The sequence below is a fragment of the Saccharothrix sp. DSM 118769 genome (genome assembly GCF_052936295.1).
In genome coordinates, this window is sequence record NZ_CP193627.1 from 6,955,369 (window position 1) to 6,971,242 (window position 15,874).

A 15,874-nucleotide genomic window follows, 5' to 3' on the forward strand; every position below is an offset into this window, starting at 1 on the left:
CGTGGCGGAGGCGGACGGGAATCGAACCCGCCAGCGACAGGTCCTGCCGCTCAACGGTGTTGAAGACCGCGCCGGCCACCAGGCCGGGTACGCCTCCTCGTGCCATCGCCCAATCCTGCCAGGCCCGCCCGGCGGGTGCGCGGCGCCACGCCACCGGGCACGCTGGGGAGGTGATCAGGTTGACCCAGTACGCCCGCGGCGGCGGTTGCGCCTGCAAGATCCCTCCCGGTGAGCTGGAGGAGGTGGTGCGCGGCCTGACCGGCGTCGTGCCCCGGGACCCGCCCGGCGAGCTGCTGGTGGGCCTCGACCACGGCGACGACGCGGCCGTGGTGCGGGTGCGCGACGGCCTCGCGCTGATCGCCACCACCGACTTCTTCACGCCCGTGGTGGACGACCCGTTCGACTGGGGGCGCATCGCCGCGGCCAACGCCCTGTCCGACGTCTACGCCATGGGCGGGCGGCCGGTGGTGGCGCTGAACCTGCTGTCGTGGCCGCGCGGCGTGCTGCCGTTCGAGCTGGCGGCCGAGGTGCTGCGCGGTGGTCAGGAGGTGTGCGCGGAGGCCGGCGCGCACCTGGCCGGCGGGCACAGCGTGGACGACCACGAGCCCAAGTACGGCCTCGCCGTGACCGGGATCGGGGACCCGGACCGCCTGCTGCGCAACGACACCGGCCGGCCGGGCGTGCCGCTGTCGCTGACCAAGCCGCTGGGCATCGGCGTGCTCAACAGCAGGCACAAGGCGACCGGCGAGGTGTTCCCGCAGGCGGTCGAGGCGATGACGCGGCTCAACCGCGACGCCTCCCGGGCCGCCCTGGACGCCGGGGCGGTGTGCGCGACCGACGTCACCGGTTTCGGGCTGCTCGGCCACCTCTACAAGCTGGCGCGGGCGAGCGGCGTGACGGCGGTCGTGGACGCGGCGGCCGTGCCGTACCTGGAGGGCGCGCGGGAGGCGCTGCGGGACGGCCACGTCAGCGGCGGCACGCGGCGCAACCTGGACTGGGTGCGCCCGCACGCCGACCTGGGCGCGGTGGACGAGGACGAGGCGCTGCTGCTGGCCGACGCGCAGACCTCGGGCGGCCTGCTGGTCGCGGGCGAGGTCCCCGGCGCGCCGGTGGTGGGCGAACTCGTGCCGCGCGGGGAGCACGTGCTCGTCGTCCGCTGACCGCTACCCGCGCGGGTAGCCCGCACCCCGGCCCGCGCGGGTTGCACGCCGTCCGCGGTGTGGGCTACCCTGAACACGTCTACCCCTCGTGCACGCCGGTGGCCCCGCCCCCGTCCCGAGGTCCCAGCACTCCCCGCGCATCACACCGGACGTGGCGTCGCACGACGTCTTACCCGGAGCCGGGAGTCCCGTCCGCCGGCGGTCGCCGCGCGTTCTCCCACACCCCGAGGAAGCACACCATGACCACGAACACCACCGTCCCGCGCCTCACCACCGGAATCCTCGACGTGGTGGGCGAACGCGCCGTGCTGCGCGCGGACGGCTACCTGCCCGGCCCCGACGACGTCGCCGTGCCCGGGAACCTCGTGCGCAGGCACGGCCTGCGCCGCGGCGACGCGGTGACCGGCCCCGTCCGCCACGAGCGCGACAAGTCCACGTTGGACGGTGTCGACACCGTCAACGGCATGCACCCCAGGCATTCCGCGGGGCGGCCCGCGTTCACCGACCTGGTGCCCGTCCACCCGGACGAGCGCCTGCGGCTGGAGACCGACCCGCACGAGCTGACCACCCGCGTCGCCGACCTCCTGATGCCCCTGGGCAAGGGGCAGCGGGCGCTGGTCGTCGCGCCGCCCAAGGCGGGCAAGACGTCCGCGCTGCGGGCCATCGCGCACGGCATCGCCAAGAACCACCCCGAGTGCCACGTGATGCTCGTGCTGGTCGGCGAACGCCCGGAGGAGGTGACCGACCTGTCGCGCGCCGTGCCGGCCGAGGTCGCCGCCGCCACGTTCGACCGACCACCCCGCGACCACACCGCCCTCGCCGAACTCGCGATCGAACGCGCCAAGCGCCTCGTGGAGCTGGGCCGGGACGTGGTGGTGCTGCTCGACTCCATCACCCGGTTGGGCCGCGCGCACAACCTGATCGCGCCGGCGTCCGGCCGCACCCTCTCCGGCGGTGTCGACTCGGCGTCCCTGGTGGCGCCCAAGCGCTTCCTGGGCGCGGCCCGCAACGTCGAGGGCGGCGGTTCGCTGACCGTCATCGCCACCGCGCTGGTGGACACCGGCTCGCTCGGCGACGCGCTGATCTTCGAGGAGTACAAGGGCACCGGCAACGCCGAGCTGCGGCTGGACCGCAAGGCGGCGAACCGCCGCGCGTACCCGGCCGTCGACGTCGCCCAGTCCGGCACCCGCCGCGACGACCTGCTGCTGACGCCCGCGGAGGCCGCCGCGACCCGCCTGCTGCGCCGCGCCCTCGACCGGCGCGAGGACGCCCTGGACGTCCTGCTCGACGGCCTGCGCAAGACCCGCGACAACGCCGAGTTCCTCACCCGGCTCACCGCGACCACGCCCCGCTGACCCGGGTCCCGCGCTGACGGGAACGCCTGGTCACGGGCCTGCCGCCGCTCCGCGCGGCGGCCCCGGCCCACCCGGCCGCGCAACGGGGTGGTTGAGCGGCGATCCGGTCGGGTAACCCTCCCCCAGAAGGCAATCGACCACCAGGAGGGTGACGTGATCGGGTTCATCGTCGCCGGGTTGATCATCGGTGCGCTCGCCCGCCTGATCAAGCCCGGCAAGCAGAACCTCGGCATCGTGGCGACGCTGCTGCTGGGGCTGGTCGGCTCCGTCATCGGCGGGACCATCGCCAACCTGCTCGGCACCGGCGACATCTTCGAGCTGAACGTGCTGGGCTTCATCATCGCCGTGATCGCCTCGGTGCTGCTCATCGGCGTCGCGGAGGCCGTCGCCGGTGGCCGCCACCGCCCCAGCGTCCGGTAACCACGACCAACCAGACCCAGAACGGCCCCGTCACCCACCCGGGTGACGGGGCCGTTCCGCGTCGCGGTCGCCGGAAGGACGCGTCGCGGTCGCCGAGGGGGCCGTGCCCGGCCGCCGCACGGGTCAGTAGGCGGAGGCGCGGACCGCGAAGACGGAGCGGCTGCCCGCGTACTCGGTCAGCGACCAGAGCTGCCCCTTGGCGGGCCAGTAGGAGAAGTCCTCCGGGCCGATCGGCAGCACGTCGTGCCGCACGGTCACCGAGCCGCCGGGCGTGAAGGTGGCCAGGTCGCCCGCGTTGCCGCTGCCGTCGCTGGTGGACAGGTAGTACTTGCCGTTGATCGCGGTCGCGCCCTGCATGCTCTGCACCGACACCTCGTACGCCTCGACGGCCCTGGCGTAGCCGTCGGACGACTCGGTGAGCATCCGGTCGGTGTGGTCGATCGGGAAGCGGAACAGCCTGCTGCCCGTGCCCGGGTTGGCGTACTCGCCCACGACCACGCTGTCCGGGGTGCTGGTGCGGTCGAGCGAGGCGAACGAGAAGCGGATGGCCGCCCGGCCGCCGGTGGTGGACTGGTTGTAGGCGAACGCCTGCGGCAGCACGTACTTGTAGCCGTACGCCTGGTAGCTGCCGTCGGCCTGGCGGCCGATCGCGGAGCCGTTCGTGGTGCTGGTCTGCCAGATGTGCCGCACGTCGAACACCCGGAAGCCGGTGCCGGTCGCGGCGACGTAGAGGTGGTGGCCGTACCAGAACACGCCGCCGGCGTGCAGGTTCACCGGCCGGAACGACGCCTGGCCGGTGCCGGTGGCGACCGGCTCGACCAGCAGCACGTGGCGGTAGGTGGGCGCGGACGGGGTGGAGTAGTCGACGAACGAGACCCGGGTTCCCCGGTCCACGCCGTCCGTGCCGTTGTCGTACCAGCTGACCAGGACCGCGGTCGCGCCCTCGTAGGTGGCCTCGCCGTAGGCGTCGGCGGTCGTGGTGATGCCCTGCGGGACCCAGTAGGCGACGTCGTCGTCGCCGCTGTTCCAGCAGAACGCGGCGACCCGGTTGGCCGCGGCGGGCGAGCAGGCGGTGGCGGCGCGGTTGCCGTCGCCCACGACCGTCGGCACGCTCACGTTCGGCAGCGCGGCGTCCAGGTCGTCGATGAGGCCGGAGTAGGCGGTCGCCCTGAGCCGGAAGTCCGCCGCGGGCAACGTCGTCGCCGCCTGCGCGGGCACGACCGGCACCACGACCGCGAGCCCCGCGACCAGTGCGACGACCAGTGATCGGTACTTACCCACTGAATTACCCCCAGTGTGGTTGAGAACCAACGAACGGTCATCATGGCGGCACCCGGCACCCCGATCAACACCCCTGCCCGGGGGCGCACCGGTCAGCCGTGCGGCGCGTGCAGCTTGTCCACGCCGATGACCAGCACGAGGCGCTGCTGGTCCCGGCCGCCGAACCAGGGGTAGGGACGCCCCAGGTACTTGTGGGACAGCTCGTCGACGTGCTCCGCCGCGCCCTCGACCGTGGCCGACAGGACGCGGCCCCGGATCGCCCAGTAGCGCGCCGGGGAGGCCGGGTCCGCGATGGCCACGGCGACCCGCGGGTCGCGTTCGACGTTGCGCGCCTTCTGGTGCGTGGTCACCGTGTTGACGACGACGTTCTCCCCGTCGGTGTCCACCCAGGTCTCGGTGATCTGGGGCGAGCCGTCCGGCATGAGGGTCGTCAGGAAGCAGAGGGCCGGCGCGCGCAGGACGTCCAGCAGGTCATTCGGGAGCGGCACGGGGTACGACCTTCTCGTCGGGTGTTGCGGGTGGGACGCCGTAGAGGCGGTCGATGACCTGTTCGTCCGGCGGCGTGCCGGGCAGTTCGGCGTGGCGGAGCCCGGCGAGCGCCACGGTCAGGGCGCGCCGCCAGAGGTCGGGGTCCACCCCCCGGGCGGCGTCGACCACCGCGCCGACCATCAGGTGCACGGCGACGAAGTCGCCCGGGACCACCCCGGCGGACAGCTGCCCGGCGGCGATCGCCCGGTCGACCAACCGCGCCACGAGCGGGGTGATCCGGGCCCGTCCCCGCACCACGAGGTCCGACGCCTGCCCCCCGCCGCGCAGCAGCTCGCCGAGGCCCCGGTTGCCGGCCTCCAGCTCGAACTGCCGCGTCATGAACCAGGTGAGCCCCTCCCACGGGTCCTCGACCAGGCTCGCCCGCCGGGCGAGGTCGACCACGGCGTCGACGTGCTCGGCGAACAGGGCGTCCACCAGGGCCGACCGCTCGGGGAACCGGCGGTACACGGTGCCCGTGCCGGTGCCGGCCTCGCGGGCGATCTTCTCGTACGGCACGCCCAGGCCCTCCCGGGCCATCAGGGCGAGGGCCGTGCGCAGCAGGAGCTGCCGGTTGCGCTCCGCGTCGCGGCGCAGCGGACGTTCTTCCACGTGGCGAACCTAGCAAGTGGAAGAACGGTTCTCAAGTTGAATCCAGATTCCACTTTCTTGCTACGCTGCGGTCCCGACATCCCCTGGAGGCCCCGTGTCCCGATCGACCACGACCGTCGAACCGTTCCGCATCGCGGTCGACGACGCGGAGCTCGACCGACTCGCCCGCCGGCTCGCCGACACCCGCTGGCCCGACCGGGAGACCGCCGCCGACCAGGGTCCCGGGCTGGACCGGGTGCGCGCGCTGTGCGAGCACTGGGCCACCGGCTACGACTGGCGGCGCTGCGAGCGGGAGATCAACGACATCGGCTCGTTCCGCACCGTCCTGGACGGGGTGGGCGTCCACTTCCTGCACGCCCGCTCGCCCGAGCCGTCGGCCCTCCCCCTCCTGCTCTGCCACGGCTGGCCCGGTTCCGTGCTGGAGTTCCGGCGCCTGGTGGGCCCGTTGACCGACCCGGTCGCGCACGGCGGGCGGGCCGAGGACGCGTTCCACGTCGTCGTCCCGTCCATGCCGGGGTTCGGCTTCTCCGACAAACCGACGACCACCGGCTGGGGGCCGTCGCGGATCGCCGACGCGTGGGTCGGGCTGATGCGCCGGCTGGGCTACGACGAGTGGGTGGCGCAGGGCGGCGACTGGGGATCGGCGGTCGTGGAGGCGATCAGCCGCGAGGCGCCCGCCGGGTTCCTCGGCATGCACGTCAACCTGCCGATGGTGTTCCCCACCGAGCGCGAGGTGGCCGAGGCGACGCCGGACGAGCAGCGCATGATCGAGCGGGCGCGGCACTACGAGGCCGTGCAGGACGGTTACGCGCGGGAGCAGTCCACGCGACCGCAGACGATCGGCTACTCCCTGGCCGACTCCCCCGTCGGCCTGGCCGCGTGGATCTACACGCTCTTCCAGGACGTCGCGGACCACGACGGCGACCCCGAACTGGTCGTCGACCGCGACGAGATCCTGGACGAGGTGATGATGTACTGGCTGCCCAACGCCGGTGCCTCGGCGGCGCGGCTGTACTGGGAGGCGCGGCGCGAACCGCGGCCGTCCCCCGGGCCCAACCCCACGCCGGCCGGGTTCAGCGTGTTCCCCGGCGAGGCCGTCCAGGCGTCGCGCCGGTGGGTCGAGCGGCGCTACACCGACGTCCTGCACTACCGGCGACTCGACCGCGGCGGGCACTTCGCCGCCCTCGAACAACCCGCCGCCCTGGTCGAGGAGGTCCGGACGACGTTCCGTTCGGTGCGCCCGGACCGCTGAGGGCCGGCACGTCGCCAGGCCCTGCTAGTCGACGGGTCCGCGCAGGGTCAGCACGACCCGCAGCACGTGCTCCACGGCGGACGGGAACACGGCCCCGCGCAACTCGCCGCGCGTGGCGAGGTTGCGGGAGGCGAACTCCAGCATCCGGTCCTCGCCCACCCGGCGGACGACGAGCGAGGCGATCTCCTCCAGGTCGAGACCGGGGTTGTCCAGGCGGGTCAGGGCGAACTCGACGACCAGCTCCTCGTCCGTCATGCCCTCTCCTCCCGACCCGGCGCCACCAGCCTAGCCACGCCACGCGTCCGGCACCCGACGACAACGCGCACCGCCCGGCAGGCGGGGACGCCGTCCGGCGGGTAAGGACGCGGGCGCGGCCGGCGGCGCGGGCGCGACCCGGCGGGTGCGGCCCGGCGGGTGCGGCCCGGCGGGTGCGGCCCGGCGGGTGCGGCCCGGCGGGTGCGGCCCGGCGGGTGCGGCCCGGCGGGTGCGGCCCGGCGGGTGCGGGTGTCAGCCGGCGAGGCGCGCGGGCAGGTGTTCGTAGCCGCGCAGGATGCGGGTGTCGCGGCGCGACGCGCCCGGCAGCAGGCGGAGCCGGGGGAAGCGTTCGGCCAGCACCCGCAGGCCCACCTCGCCCTCCATCCGGGCCAGCGCCGCGCCCAGGCAGTAGTGCCGCCCCGCCGAGAACGAGACGTGCTCGCGGGCGTTGGCCCGGCGCACGTCGAACCGGCCGGGGTCCTCGAACACCCGCGGGTCGCGGTTGGCCGCGGCGAGGATCGTGGTGACCAGCGCGCCCGCCGGCACCTCGACGCCCGCCACGGCGGTGGCGCGCACGCTCGTCCGGCCGGTCAGCAGCACGGGCGGGTCGACGCGGAGCACCTCGTCCACCGCGTTCGGCCACGCCGAGGGGTCCTGCGCGAGCACCTCGCGCTGGTCGGGGTGGTCGTGCAGCAGGGCGATGCCGTTGCCGAGCAGGTTCACCGCGGTCTCGAACCCGGCCGCGAGCACCAGCCCGGCGGTGGCGCGCAGTTCGAGGTCGTCCAGGCCGACGCCGTCCTCGCGGGCGGCGACGAGTTCGCTCAGCAGGTCGTCGCCGGGGTCGGTCCGCAGCCGGCGCAGGTGGTCGGCGAGCCAGGCGTCGAACTCGGCGAGCGCCGCCTCGACGGCGCGGAACCGCCGCCACGGCAACCCCATGTCGAGGCTCGGGGCCGCGGCGGCGCCCAGCTCCAGCACCCGCCGCCGCTCCCCCGGCGGCACGCCGAGGACCTCCGCGATCACCGTGACGGGCAGCAGGGCGCAGTACGCGTCGACCAGGTCCACGGGCCCGGCGGGGTCGATCGCGTCGAGCAGCCCGTGGGCGGTGCGCTCGGTGAACGCGCGCAGCCGCTCCACCGCCCGCACGGTGAACACCCGGGTCACCAGCTTGCGGTAGCGGGTGTGCGCGGGCGGTTCGCTCACCAGCAGCGAGGGCGGCGCCATCGGGTGCAGCACGGTGGAGGCGGACCAGTGGGACAGCCGCGCCCACGCCCCGTCGCCCGAGGGGCCGACGCCGCTGCGGAAGTCACCGCCGGTCAGCACCTCCTTGACCGCGGCGTGGCTCGCGGTGAGGTGGGAGAAGCGGCCCCGGACGAGGGGTCCCCGCGCGCGGATGTCGTCGAACAGCCCGCTCAGCTCCGCCGCGGACGACGTGCCCGACTCCACGAACAGGCGGGCCTGGGGGTCACCGCGCCGGGCGGCGGCACGCAGGGCGGCGCGCGGCACGCCGTGCCCCAGTCCCCACCGCACGACCGGTTTGACCAGCTCGGCCCCTGACGGGAGCTTCACGACCGCCACCCCGCACCCCCACTTCTGGCACTGGCTAGTACCCGAAACCCTAGCCCGACGCCGGGGGCCCGCCCAGTACCGGGAACCCCCGCGTTCCGTCAAATGCGACACGGTCACCCGTCAGCGTGCACTTTCTCTTACGCACCGCGATAACCGCAGCTCAAAGCACTGCTCGGGGTGGGTGACAGCGTCACTCGATGGTCCATCCGGCCGGTGGACGCGGCCCGGCGGGGTGACGATCGGACCGCATGGCGACATGCGACAACGAGGAGGTTCTCCATGCGCAACACGATCCGGCTCATCGCCGCGTTCACCCTGTCCGTGCCGTTCCTGCTGGGCGCCGCCGGGCTCGCGTCGGCGCACGCCGACGAAGCGTCGTACGAGCACCACGTGTCGGTGGCGACAGCCGAGGGCGCCGGGTTCCACGGCGTCTGGTCGGGCACCGACGGCGAGGGCGCGTACTACTACGAGGCCGAGGCGTGGGCCGACGAGAACGGCGCGTACAGCAGCGAGACGGGCGCGGTGGCCGGCGGCTGGCACGACGACGGGCCCGGGTGGGGCGGCGACGCGCACTTCTGGAACGAGGTGTCCTACGCGGGCGAGGAAGGCGCCTACCACGAGAGCACCCACAGCAGCGCGGGATGACCTCCGCGCGATGACGCAGTGACCTTGCCGGGTGGTCCGCCGCGCCCGCGGGACGCGGCGGACCACCTCGCGGTTCAGGGGGACGGCGTCCGGAAGCCGGGCAGCAGGGCGGCGAGCCGGTCGTGGTCCGGGACGACGAGGACGCGGCTGCCGTCGGTGCGCGCGACGAGGCCGCGGGCGACCAGGGCGTCCAGCACGGCCGCCCCCAGCGCGCCGCCCAGGTGGGGCAGGCGGTGGGTGCGGTCGAGGCACGCGGTGGCGAGCTTGCGGCGGCCCGGGTCGAGCGCGGCCGGGTCGACGCCCAGCTCGGCGAACGCGGCGGGGTCCGGGCCGGACGACAGCTCGTCGCCGAGGCCGTCCGGCGCGGTCAGCGCGCCGCGCTCGACGAGGGTGGCGAGCACCGTCACGCCCAGCCGGCCCGCGGCGTGGTCGTAGCAGGTGTGGGCGAGGTCGGCGGGTGACGGGGCGCGGCCGGGCGCCGGGACCGCGTGGGCGTAGCGGGCCAGGGCGGCGAGCACGTCGCCCAGGCCGGGGGCGGCCCGGTACACGGCGTGCCGGCCGGTGTGCTCGACGGAGACCAGGTCGCGGGCGCGCAGCCGGGCCAGGTGGTTGCCCAGGCGGGAGGCGCTGACGCCGATCGCGTCGGCGAGCTGGCTCGACGTGTGCGGCCCCTCGGCGGCGAGCAGCTGCAACGCGGTGAGGCGCACCGGGTCCGCGAGTTCGGCGGCCAGCCCGGTGACCGCCGCGACCACCCCGTTCCCCGGGTCCACCCACCCCGTCACACCCGGCACGTTACCACCCTTCAGGTGGACATGAATGGTGACCACGACCTACATTCACCATTCAGGCTTCGATGAAGGGTGGGTTTGTGGACGTCGAGCTGTGGCTGCGCCGCCTGATGTGGGGCCGCGGCGTGTCGGCCGCGGGTGACGGCCTGTGGTTCACCACGTGGGCGCTGTACTTCACGCGCGTCCAGGGCCTGTCCCCCGTGCTGGTGGGCGTGGCGATGGCCGCGGCGGGCGCGGTCGGGCTGGCCGCGGCGGTGCCGCTGGGCGCGCTGGCCGACCGGTTCGACGCGCGGCACGTGCTGGCGGCCACCACCACCGTGCGCGGCCTCGCCGCGGCCGGCTACCCGTTCGCCGCGGACACCTGGGCGTTCGTGCTGGTCACCGTCGTGTTCGTGGCCCCGGTGAACGGCGGCAACGCGGCCCGCACCGCGCTCGTGGCCGGCCTGGTGCCCGACGAGGCGCGGCGGGTCGCCGCACTGGCCCGGCAGCGGGTCGCGCAGCACGTCGGGTACGCCGCGGGCGCGGGTGCGGGCGCGCTCGTGCTGACCGCCGACGACCCGGCCGCCTACCGCGCGGCGATCGTGGCGAACGCGCTGACCTTCGCCGTGCTCACGGCCGTGGCCCTGTCCGCCCCGGAACCCGCGCGGCCCGCGCCGCCCGGGGACGGCGCCCGGACGCGCTCACCGCTGCGCGACGGCCCGTACCTGGCGGTGGCCGCCGCGACCGCGGTGCTGTCGCTGTGCTGGGCGATGCTGTCCACCGGCCTGCCGCTGTGGACGTCCCGCTCGCTGCCGCTGTGGCTGAGCGGCGTCGTGGTCGTGGTCAGCTCCGTCGGCATCGCCGCGCTCCAGGTGCCCGCGACCCGCCTGGCGACCACCACGTCCCGGGCGGCGCGCACCGCCGCCGCGTCGGGTGCGCTCCTGGCCGCCGCCTGCGTGCTGCTGGCGACGACCGACCTCGTCCCGAGGACGGCGGGCGTCGTGGTCGTGGTGGTCGCGGGCCTGCTGCACCTGGCCGGCGAGCTGGGCTGCGTCACGGCGGGCTGGCGGCTGTCGCTGTCCCTGATGCGCGAGGAGGCGCGGGGCGCCTACCAGGGCGTCACCGAGGCGGCGACGGCCACGGCGCAGGTGGTCGGCCCGGCGTTCTTCACCCTGGGCCTCGGCGCGCTGGGCGCCGGCGGCTGGCTCCTGGCCGCCGCGGTGTTCCTCACCGCGGGCGCCGCCGTCCCGCCGCTGGCCCGCCGCGCCGCCGCTACGCGGGGTTGCGCGGGGCCTTCGCCAGCGCTTCCTCGACCGAGCCGACCACGGTGAGCACGCGGCTCAGGGCGGTCAGCCAGAGCAGGCGCGCCAGGCGGTGCTCCTCGGGCAGCACGACGACCAGTTCGAGACCTTCGTCACGGGTGCGGTTGTGCGCCTTGATCAGCGAGGACAGGCCGGCCGAGGCGACGAAACCGACCTCCTGGAGGTCCACCACGACCAGCAGGGCGCCGTCGCCCTTGGCCTTGGTCACGCCGTCGTCGAGCGCCTGGTCCAGCGCTTCGACCGTGCTCTGGTCGACGTCGCCGCCGACACCGACGAGGACCGCCTGGTCGTCGGCCAGTGGTTCGACCCGCGTGCGCAGGCCCGCTTCCGGGGTTGTCACGGCTCCACTCAACCACGTCCGCGCGGCGTCGGCGCGCCGGTCGCGGACCTCAGTCGTCCACTTCGGCCGCCACCCCGACGTCCTGGTCGGGCGGCACGGTGGCCAGGTAGGACCGCAGGGCGGCGGTCGTGCCGACGTCGCGGCCGGCGTGCTCGGACAGGTACCAGCGGTGCACCAGCACCTCGTGGAACAGCTCCGCCGGGGACAGCACGCCGAGCAGGTCGGGCGGCACCGCGGCCACCACCGGGTCGTAGACCTGCGCGCGCCACAGGTGCGCGGCGGTGGCGTCGGGCACGGGGTGGCCGTCGCGCTGCTCCAGGTAGGCGCGGAACGAGCGCAGGTCGTTGAGCAGCCGCAGGGCCTGGTTCTCCTGGGCCTCCAGGCCGGTGAGGCGGAACAGCTCGCGGCGGTGCTGGCCGACCTCGGCGACGCGGATGTCCACCCGCAGCCGCGCGCCCCGCTCCGAGGTGGTCAGCTCGACCTCGTCGACGTCGAAGCCCAGGTCGTTGAGGCGGCGCAGGCGCTCGGCGACGCGGTAGCGCTGCTCGTCGAGGCGGAAGAACTCCTCGCGCGTCACCTCCTCCCACAGGGCGGCGTACCGCTCGGGCACGCTGTCGGCCACCTCGACGGGGTCGATGTCGGCGTGCAGCACGCCGCCCGCCTGGAGGTCGAGCAGCTCGCCGCCGATGCGCTCGCGGGCCAGGTCCACGTCGTAGGTGCGCTGGCCGGTGGACAGCGCCGGGTGCCGCTCCACGGTCTCGGCGTCCACGAGGTAGGCGGCGAGCTTGCCCGCGTCCAACCGGAACAGGGTGTTCGACAGCGAGCAGTCGCCCCAGAAGATGCCCGCCAGGTGCAGCCGCACCAGCAGTTCCACCAGGGTGCCGACCAGGCGGTCCGCGGAGTGCTCGCCGCGCGGGCTGGAGAACAGGTACCGGTAGGACATGCTGTGCTCGAGGTAGCGCGTGACCAGGATCGCCTGCTGGTCGTCGGGCCGGTCCACGCACAGCCCGAGCACCGTCACGGTGGGCAGGCCCTCGTGCTCGAAGTCGCCCAGCAGGGCGTACTCGTGGCGCGCCAGCGGCTCGGCGATCTCCTTGAGCGCGTAGACCCGCCCCTCGCTGGCCACGAACCGCACGACGTGCCGCGAGATGCCCCGCTGCGGCACGGTCAGCAGCAGCTCCTCGTCCCACTCCTCCAGGGGCTGCGCCCACGGGAGCGACAACAACCCGCCCGCCTCGGTGGCGGGCGGGCGGAACAGGAATCGCATGGGGCCTCCCGCTGTGCGCCGACGCCCGGACGCTACCCGGCGACGTCACCCGAGCGGGTGGACCTAGGGCGTCACCGTGAGGAACAGGAAGGCGCTGAACACCACCAGGTGCACCGCTCCCTGGAGGACGGTGGCCCGCCCGGACACCACGGTGAGCGTGCCGACGGCGGCGGTGAGGGCGAGCAGCACCAGCTCCTTGCCGCCCAGGCCGAGCACGAGGGGACCGCTCATCCAGATCGAGGCGACCGCGATGGCCGGGATGGTCAGCCCGATGCTGGCCATCGCGGAGCCCAGGGCGAGGTTCATGCTGACCTGGAGCCGGTCGCGCAGGGCGGCCCGCACGGCGGCCACCGTCTCCGGCATCAGCACGAGCAGCGCGATCAGCACGCCGACCAGGGACAGCGGCGCGCCGATGGCCTCCACGGCGGACTCCAGCGCCGGTGACGCGGCCTTCGCCAGCCCCACCACGGCGACCAGGCACACCAGCAGCAGGCCGAGCGAGGTCAGCGCGGTCCGCCCGGACGGGGCGGCGGCGTGGTCGTCGCGGGTGGCGGTCTCCTCCCGGGGCAGGAAGTAGTCGCGGTGCCGCACGGTCTGCACGAACACGAACACCCCGTACAGCACCAGCGACATCACGCCCGCGAACGCGAGCTGCGCCCCGGAGAACGTGGGCCCGGCGGAGCTGGTGGTGAACCCCGGCAGCACGAGGCTGAGCGTGACCAGGGCGAGCGTCACGGCGAGCGCGCCGCCGGAGGCGTAGGAGCGGAAGCGCTGCACGCGGTGCCGCAGCGAGCCCGCCAGCAGCGCCAGGCCGACGATGCCGTTGCAGGTGATCATGACGGCGGCGAACACCGTGTCGCGGGCCAGCGTGGCCGCCTTGTCGCCGCCGGAGGACATGAGCGTGACGATCAGCGCGACCTCGATCACGGTGACCGCGACGGCGAGGATGAGCGTGCCGAACGGTTCGCCGACGCGGTGCGCGACCACCTCGGCGTGGTGCACCGCGGCGACCACGCCGCCGCCCAGCCCCGCGCACACGAGGACGAGCAGGACGGCGTCGAGGTCCCGCCCCCAGGACACGACCAGCGCGACGAGCCCGAGGACGGGCAGCGCGACGCTCCACTTCGGCAGGGTGGCGTCCCCCGCGGCCCGCTCGCTCACGACCCCCCTCCCGAGGTCGTGCCGTCCCGTCCGCACACCGTCACCCTCAAGCCGCGCCTCCGTCGTCTCCGCCGGTCAGGTCGCCGTCAACCCTAGGCCAGAGGTGCGGTGGCCGCCCGGTCACGGCGAGTAGGGGACCTCGCCCTCGAAGATCACCTCGCCGTTCCCGTCGAGGACCCTGATGCGCAGTTCGGTGACCTCGGGCACGAGGGTGGTGCCGGGCGGCACTTCGAGCACGAACGTGCCGTCCGCCACCACCGCCCCCACCGGTTCGCCGCCGTCGACCGCCGCGGTCATCGCGGCGGCGTCGGCGGGCACCTGGCCCGCCAGGACGTGCCGCGCCACGGTGATGCGGCCGTCGTACCGGAAGCGGACGGGGAGGCCGACGGGCTCCAGGACCGACACCCGCCGCGACGCCGTGTCCGACGTCTCGGGGCGGCAGACGACCAGGCGGGTGGCGCTGCGGCCGACGACGAGGCCGTCGACGTGCGCGCCTGGCCGGTAGGAGTCCGGGTCGACGACGGGGGTGGACGAGTCGGCCAGGCAGTCGCCCAGCAGGCGCCCCGCCTCGGACGCCCGGTCGGGGTCGGGCCCGTCGGGCCGGTCGCGGAGCACCACCGCCGGGGTGCCGGCGGCGGGCAGCGGCTCGCGGTCGACGGTGATGGACGTCCCGGCCGGGTTGGTGTGGGTCATCGCGACGTAGAGGTGGTCGGCGACCTCGGTCCCGACGTCGTAGGAACCGTGCCTGCCGGTGCCGGAGACCACCGGGGCCGCCGCGTCGGTGGTGCCCGCGACGACGCCCTCCCGGGTGACCAGCAGGCCGTTCAGGTCCGACACGGTGGTCGTGGTGGACGTGGTCTGGCAGAACAGGGGCTCCCCCGCCGCGCGGACCGCCACCACGTCGACCTCGGGGCGGTCCTCGCCCAGCACCGGGGTCCAGCGGGAGCGGTCGGGGTAGTCGTCGGCGAGCCCCCGCGCGCGGAGCGCGGACCAGCAGCGGTCCAGCGCCACGCCGGTCGCCACCGCGCCGAGCGAGCCGCGCGGGCCGTCGGCGGGCGGCGTGGTGGCGGACCGGACGTCGGGCGCGTCGCGCAGCACGACCACCGCGCCCACGACCAGAGCGGTCACGGCGGCGGCCGCGGCGGCGGTCAGCGCGGGCGGTGTCCGGCGGCGGGGGCGGTCGATGCCGTCCTCGAAGTCGGCGCGCAACCGGGCCCGCAGGTCGGGCGGCAGCGGGCGGTGCTCGGGCAGGCCGGGGATGGTCACGGCTGGTCCTCCGTCACGGCTGGTCCTCCGTCGCGCCCGGGCCGGGTGGTGGGGCGAGGTCGCGCAGCCGGGCGCGGGCGCGGGACAGGTTGGCGCGCACGGTGACCTCGGCCAGCCCGAGCTGCGCGGCGGCGTCGGCGACCGGCAGGCCGCCGAGCAGGCACAGCTCCGCCGCCCGCCGCTGGGCGCGGGGCAGGCGGCGGACGGCCTCGACGACCCGCCGCAACCGGTCCCGCTCGTCGAGCCGGTGCACGACGGCGTCGGCGTGGTCGGGCTCGGCGACCGGCCCGGCGACCCGCCGCAGCAGCCGCGTGCGGCGGGCGGAACCCCGGTGCGCGGTGCGCGCGACGTTGCCCGCCATGGTGAAGAGGAGGGGCAGCGCGCTGTCGCGGACCAGTTCGACGTCGGCGCGGGTGCGCCAGGCGGTGAGGAACGTGGCCGACGTGACGTCCTGGGCCTGCTCCCACGACCCGGTCAACCGGTACGAGTGGTTCCACACGGCTTCGACGTGCCGCTCGAACAGCACGCCGAAGGACTCCCGGTCACCCCGCCGCCACAGCTCGGCGTCGGCGGGGCCCGGCGGCGGGTCAGTCCCGTCCGCCGTCACGACGGCGCCCGGATCGGCATCGGTGCTCACGTGGACGAGGTGCCGGCACCCGCCCGAGTGTTGCAGTCCGGGT

16 protein-coding genes, 1 tRNA gene and 1 pseudogene are annotated in these 15,874 nt (G+C 75.1%); 6 read left to right on the forward strand and 12 right to left on the reverse strand.

Annotation, left to right across the window (positions count from 1 at the left end; genetic code table 11):
- Nucleotides 1–2: 2 nt before the first annotated feature.
- Nucleotides 3–97, reverse strand: a tRNA-Sec gene (locus tag ACRAKJ_RS28765).
- Between the two features lie 73 nt (nt 98–170).
- Here ACRAKJ_RS28765 and selD point away from each other — a divergent pair.
- The 3 genes and pseudogenes from selD (at nt 171) to ACRAKJ_RS28780 (ending at nt 2,935) form a co-directional block, all read left to right on the forward strand.
- Complete coding sequence (selD, locus tag ACRAKJ_RS28770; protein WP_438926754.1) at nt 171–1,160, forward strand: selenide, water dikinase SelD; 990 nt, start codon at nt 171–173, stop codon at nt 1,158–1,160.
- A gap of 194 nt (nt 1,161–1,354) precedes the next feature.
- Nucleotides 1,355–2,515: pseudogene (locus ACRAKJ_RS28775) on the forward strand (transcription termination factor Rho, short form); the annotation flags it as partial.
- 153 nt (nt 2,516–2,668) lie between these two features.
- Nucleotides 2,669–2,935, forward strand: coding sequence for a GlsB/YeaQ/YmgE family stress response membrane protein (locus ACRAKJ_RS28780; RefSeq protein WP_438926753.1), 267 nt, complete (start codon nt 2,669–2,671; stop codon nt 2,933–2,935).
- A gap of 123 nt (nt 2,936–3,058) precedes the next feature.
- Here the strand turns inward: ACRAKJ_RS28780 and ACRAKJ_RS28785 are convergent, their stop codons facing one another.
- The 3 genes from ACRAKJ_RS28785 to ACRAKJ_RS28795 form a co-directional block, all read right to left on the reverse strand.
- Nucleotides 3,059–4,216, reverse strand: a complete 1,158-nt coding sequence (locus ACRAKJ_RS28785; RefSeq protein WP_438926752.1) for a hypothetical protein — start codon at nt 4,214–4,216, stop codon at nt 3,059–3,061.
- A gap of 92 nt (nt 4,217–4,308) precedes the next feature.
- Complete coding sequence (locus tag ACRAKJ_RS28790; protein ID WP_438926751.1) at nt 4,309–4,704, reverse strand: TIGR03618 family F420-dependent PPOX class oxidoreductase; 396 nt, start codon at nt 4,702–4,704, stop codon at nt 4,309–4,311.
- On the reverse strand, nt 4,688–5,353 hold the full coding sequence (locus ACRAKJ_RS28795; protein WP_438926750.1) for a TetR family transcriptional regulator: 666 nt from the start codon (nt 5,351–5,353) through the stop codon (nt 4,688–4,690). The genes ACRAKJ_RS28790 and ACRAKJ_RS28795 overlap by 17 nt, the downstream gene beginning before the upstream one ends.
- A gap of 94 nt (nt 5,354–5,447) precedes the next feature.
- Here ACRAKJ_RS28795 and ACRAKJ_RS28800 point away from each other — a divergent pair, with 94 nt between their 5' ends.
- The gene (locus ACRAKJ_RS28800) at nt 5,448–6,605 is read left to right on the forward strand and encodes an alpha/beta fold hydrolase (RefSeq protein WP_438926749.1); all 1,158 of its coding nucleotides are present in this window, start codon (nt 5,448–5,450) and stop codon (nt 6,603–6,605) included.
- A gap of 24 nt (nt 6,606–6,629) precedes the next feature.
- Here ACRAKJ_RS28800 and ACRAKJ_RS28805 read toward each other — a convergent pair whose 3' ends face one another.
- Together ACRAKJ_RS28805 and ACRAKJ_RS28810 are read right to left on the reverse strand one after the other, a co-directional pair.
- Entirely contained in the window at nt 6,630–6,860 is a 231-nt protein-coding gene (locus ACRAKJ_RS28805) for a hypothetical protein (RefSeq protein WP_438926748.1), read from the reverse strand.
- A gap of 252 nt (nt 6,861–7,112) precedes the next feature.
- Nucleotides 7,113–8,426, reverse strand: coding sequence for a cytochrome P450 (locus ACRAKJ_RS28810; RefSeq protein WP_438926587.1), 1,314 nt, complete (start codon nt 8,424–8,426; stop codon nt 7,113–7,115).
- Nucleotides 8,427–8,705: 279 nt separating this feature from the next.
- On the opposite strand from ACRAKJ_RS28810, the gene ACRAKJ_RS28815 reads away from it, so the two are divergent.
- Complete coding sequence (locus ACRAKJ_RS28815; protein ID WP_438926586.1) at nt 8,706–9,071, forward strand: hypothetical protein; 366 nt, start codon at nt 8,706–8,708, stop codon at nt 9,069–9,071.
- A 74-nt stretch (nt 9,072–9,145) separates the two neighbouring features.
- Here the strand turns inward: ACRAKJ_RS28815 and ACRAKJ_RS28820 are convergent, their stop codons facing one another.
- Nucleotides 9,146–9,853, reverse strand: a complete 708-nt coding sequence (locus ACRAKJ_RS28820) for an ArsR family transcriptional regulator (RefSeq protein ID WP_438926585.1) — start codon at nt 9,851–9,853, stop codon at nt 9,146–9,148.
- Nucleotides 9,854–9,924: 71 nt separating this feature from the next.
- On the opposite strand from ACRAKJ_RS28820, the gene ACRAKJ_RS28825 reads away from it, so the two are divergent.
- The gene (locus ACRAKJ_RS28825) at nt 9,925–11,169 is read left to right on the forward strand and encodes an MFS transporter (RefSeq protein WP_438926584.1); all 1,245 of its coding nucleotides are present in this window, start codon (nt 9,925–9,927) and stop codon (nt 11,167–11,169) included.
- On the opposite strand, the gene ACRAKJ_RS28830 is transcribed toward ACRAKJ_RS28825, so the two are convergent.
- The 5 genes from ACRAKJ_RS28830 to ACRAKJ_RS28850 form a co-directional block, all read right to left on the reverse strand.
- Nucleotides 11,111–11,500 carry an STAS domain-containing protein gene (locus ACRAKJ_RS28830; RefSeq protein ID WP_438926583.1) on the reverse strand — a complete coding sequence of 130 codons (390 nt, stop codon included), beginning with the start codon at nt 11,498–11,500 and terminating at the stop codon, nt 11,111–11,113. The genes ACRAKJ_RS28825 and ACRAKJ_RS28830 overlap by 59 nt on opposite strands.
- Nucleotides 11,501–11,549: 49 nt before the next feature.
- Nucleotides 11,550–12,767, reverse strand: a complete 1,218-nt coding sequence (locus tag ACRAKJ_RS28835; protein ID WP_438926582.1) for a DUF4032 domain-containing protein — start codon at nt 12,765–12,767, stop codon at nt 11,550–11,552.
- A 63-nt stretch (nt 12,768–12,830) separates the two neighbouring features.
- On the reverse strand, nt 12,831–13,928 hold the full coding sequence (locus ACRAKJ_RS28840) for a calcium:proton antiporter (RefSeq protein ID WP_438926581.1): 1,098 nt from the start codon (nt 13,926–13,928) through the stop codon (nt 12,831–12,833).
- 120 nt (nt 13,929–14,048) lie between these two features.
- On the reverse strand, nt 14,049–15,194 hold the full coding sequence (locus tag ACRAKJ_RS28845; protein WP_438926580.1) for a hypothetical protein: 1,146 nt from the start codon (nt 15,192–15,194) through the stop codon (nt 14,049–14,051).
- A 13-nt stretch (nt 15,195–15,207) separates the two neighbouring features.
- On the reverse strand, nt 15,208–15,801 hold the full coding sequence (locus tag ACRAKJ_RS28850; RefSeq protein WP_438926588.1) for a sigma-70 family RNA polymerase sigma factor: 594 nt from the start codon (nt 15,799–15,801) through the stop codon (nt 15,208–15,210).
- Nucleotides 15,802–15,874 lie beyond the last annotated feature (73 nt).

What these genes read in the sequence shown, in the direction of transcription:
- ACRAKJ_RS28805 (WP_438926748.1), bottom strand. Translation starts at nt 6,860, where the DNA reads ATGACGGACGAGGAGCTGGTCGTCGAGTTCGCCCTGACCCGCCTGGAC.
- ACRAKJ_RS28815 (WP_438926586.1), top strand. Translation starts at nt 8,706, where the DNA reads ATGCGCAACACGATCCGGCTCATCGCCGCGTTCACCCTGTCCGTGCCG.
- ACRAKJ_RS28825 (WP_438926584.1), top strand. Translation starts at nt 9,925, where the DNA reads ATGAAGGGTGGGTTTGTGGACGTCGAGCTGTGGCTGCGCCGCCTGATG.
- ACRAKJ_RS28835 (WP_438926582.1), bottom strand. Translation starts at nt 12,767, where the DNA reads ATGCGATTCCTGTTCCGCCCGCCCGCCACCGAGGCGGGCGGGTTGTTG.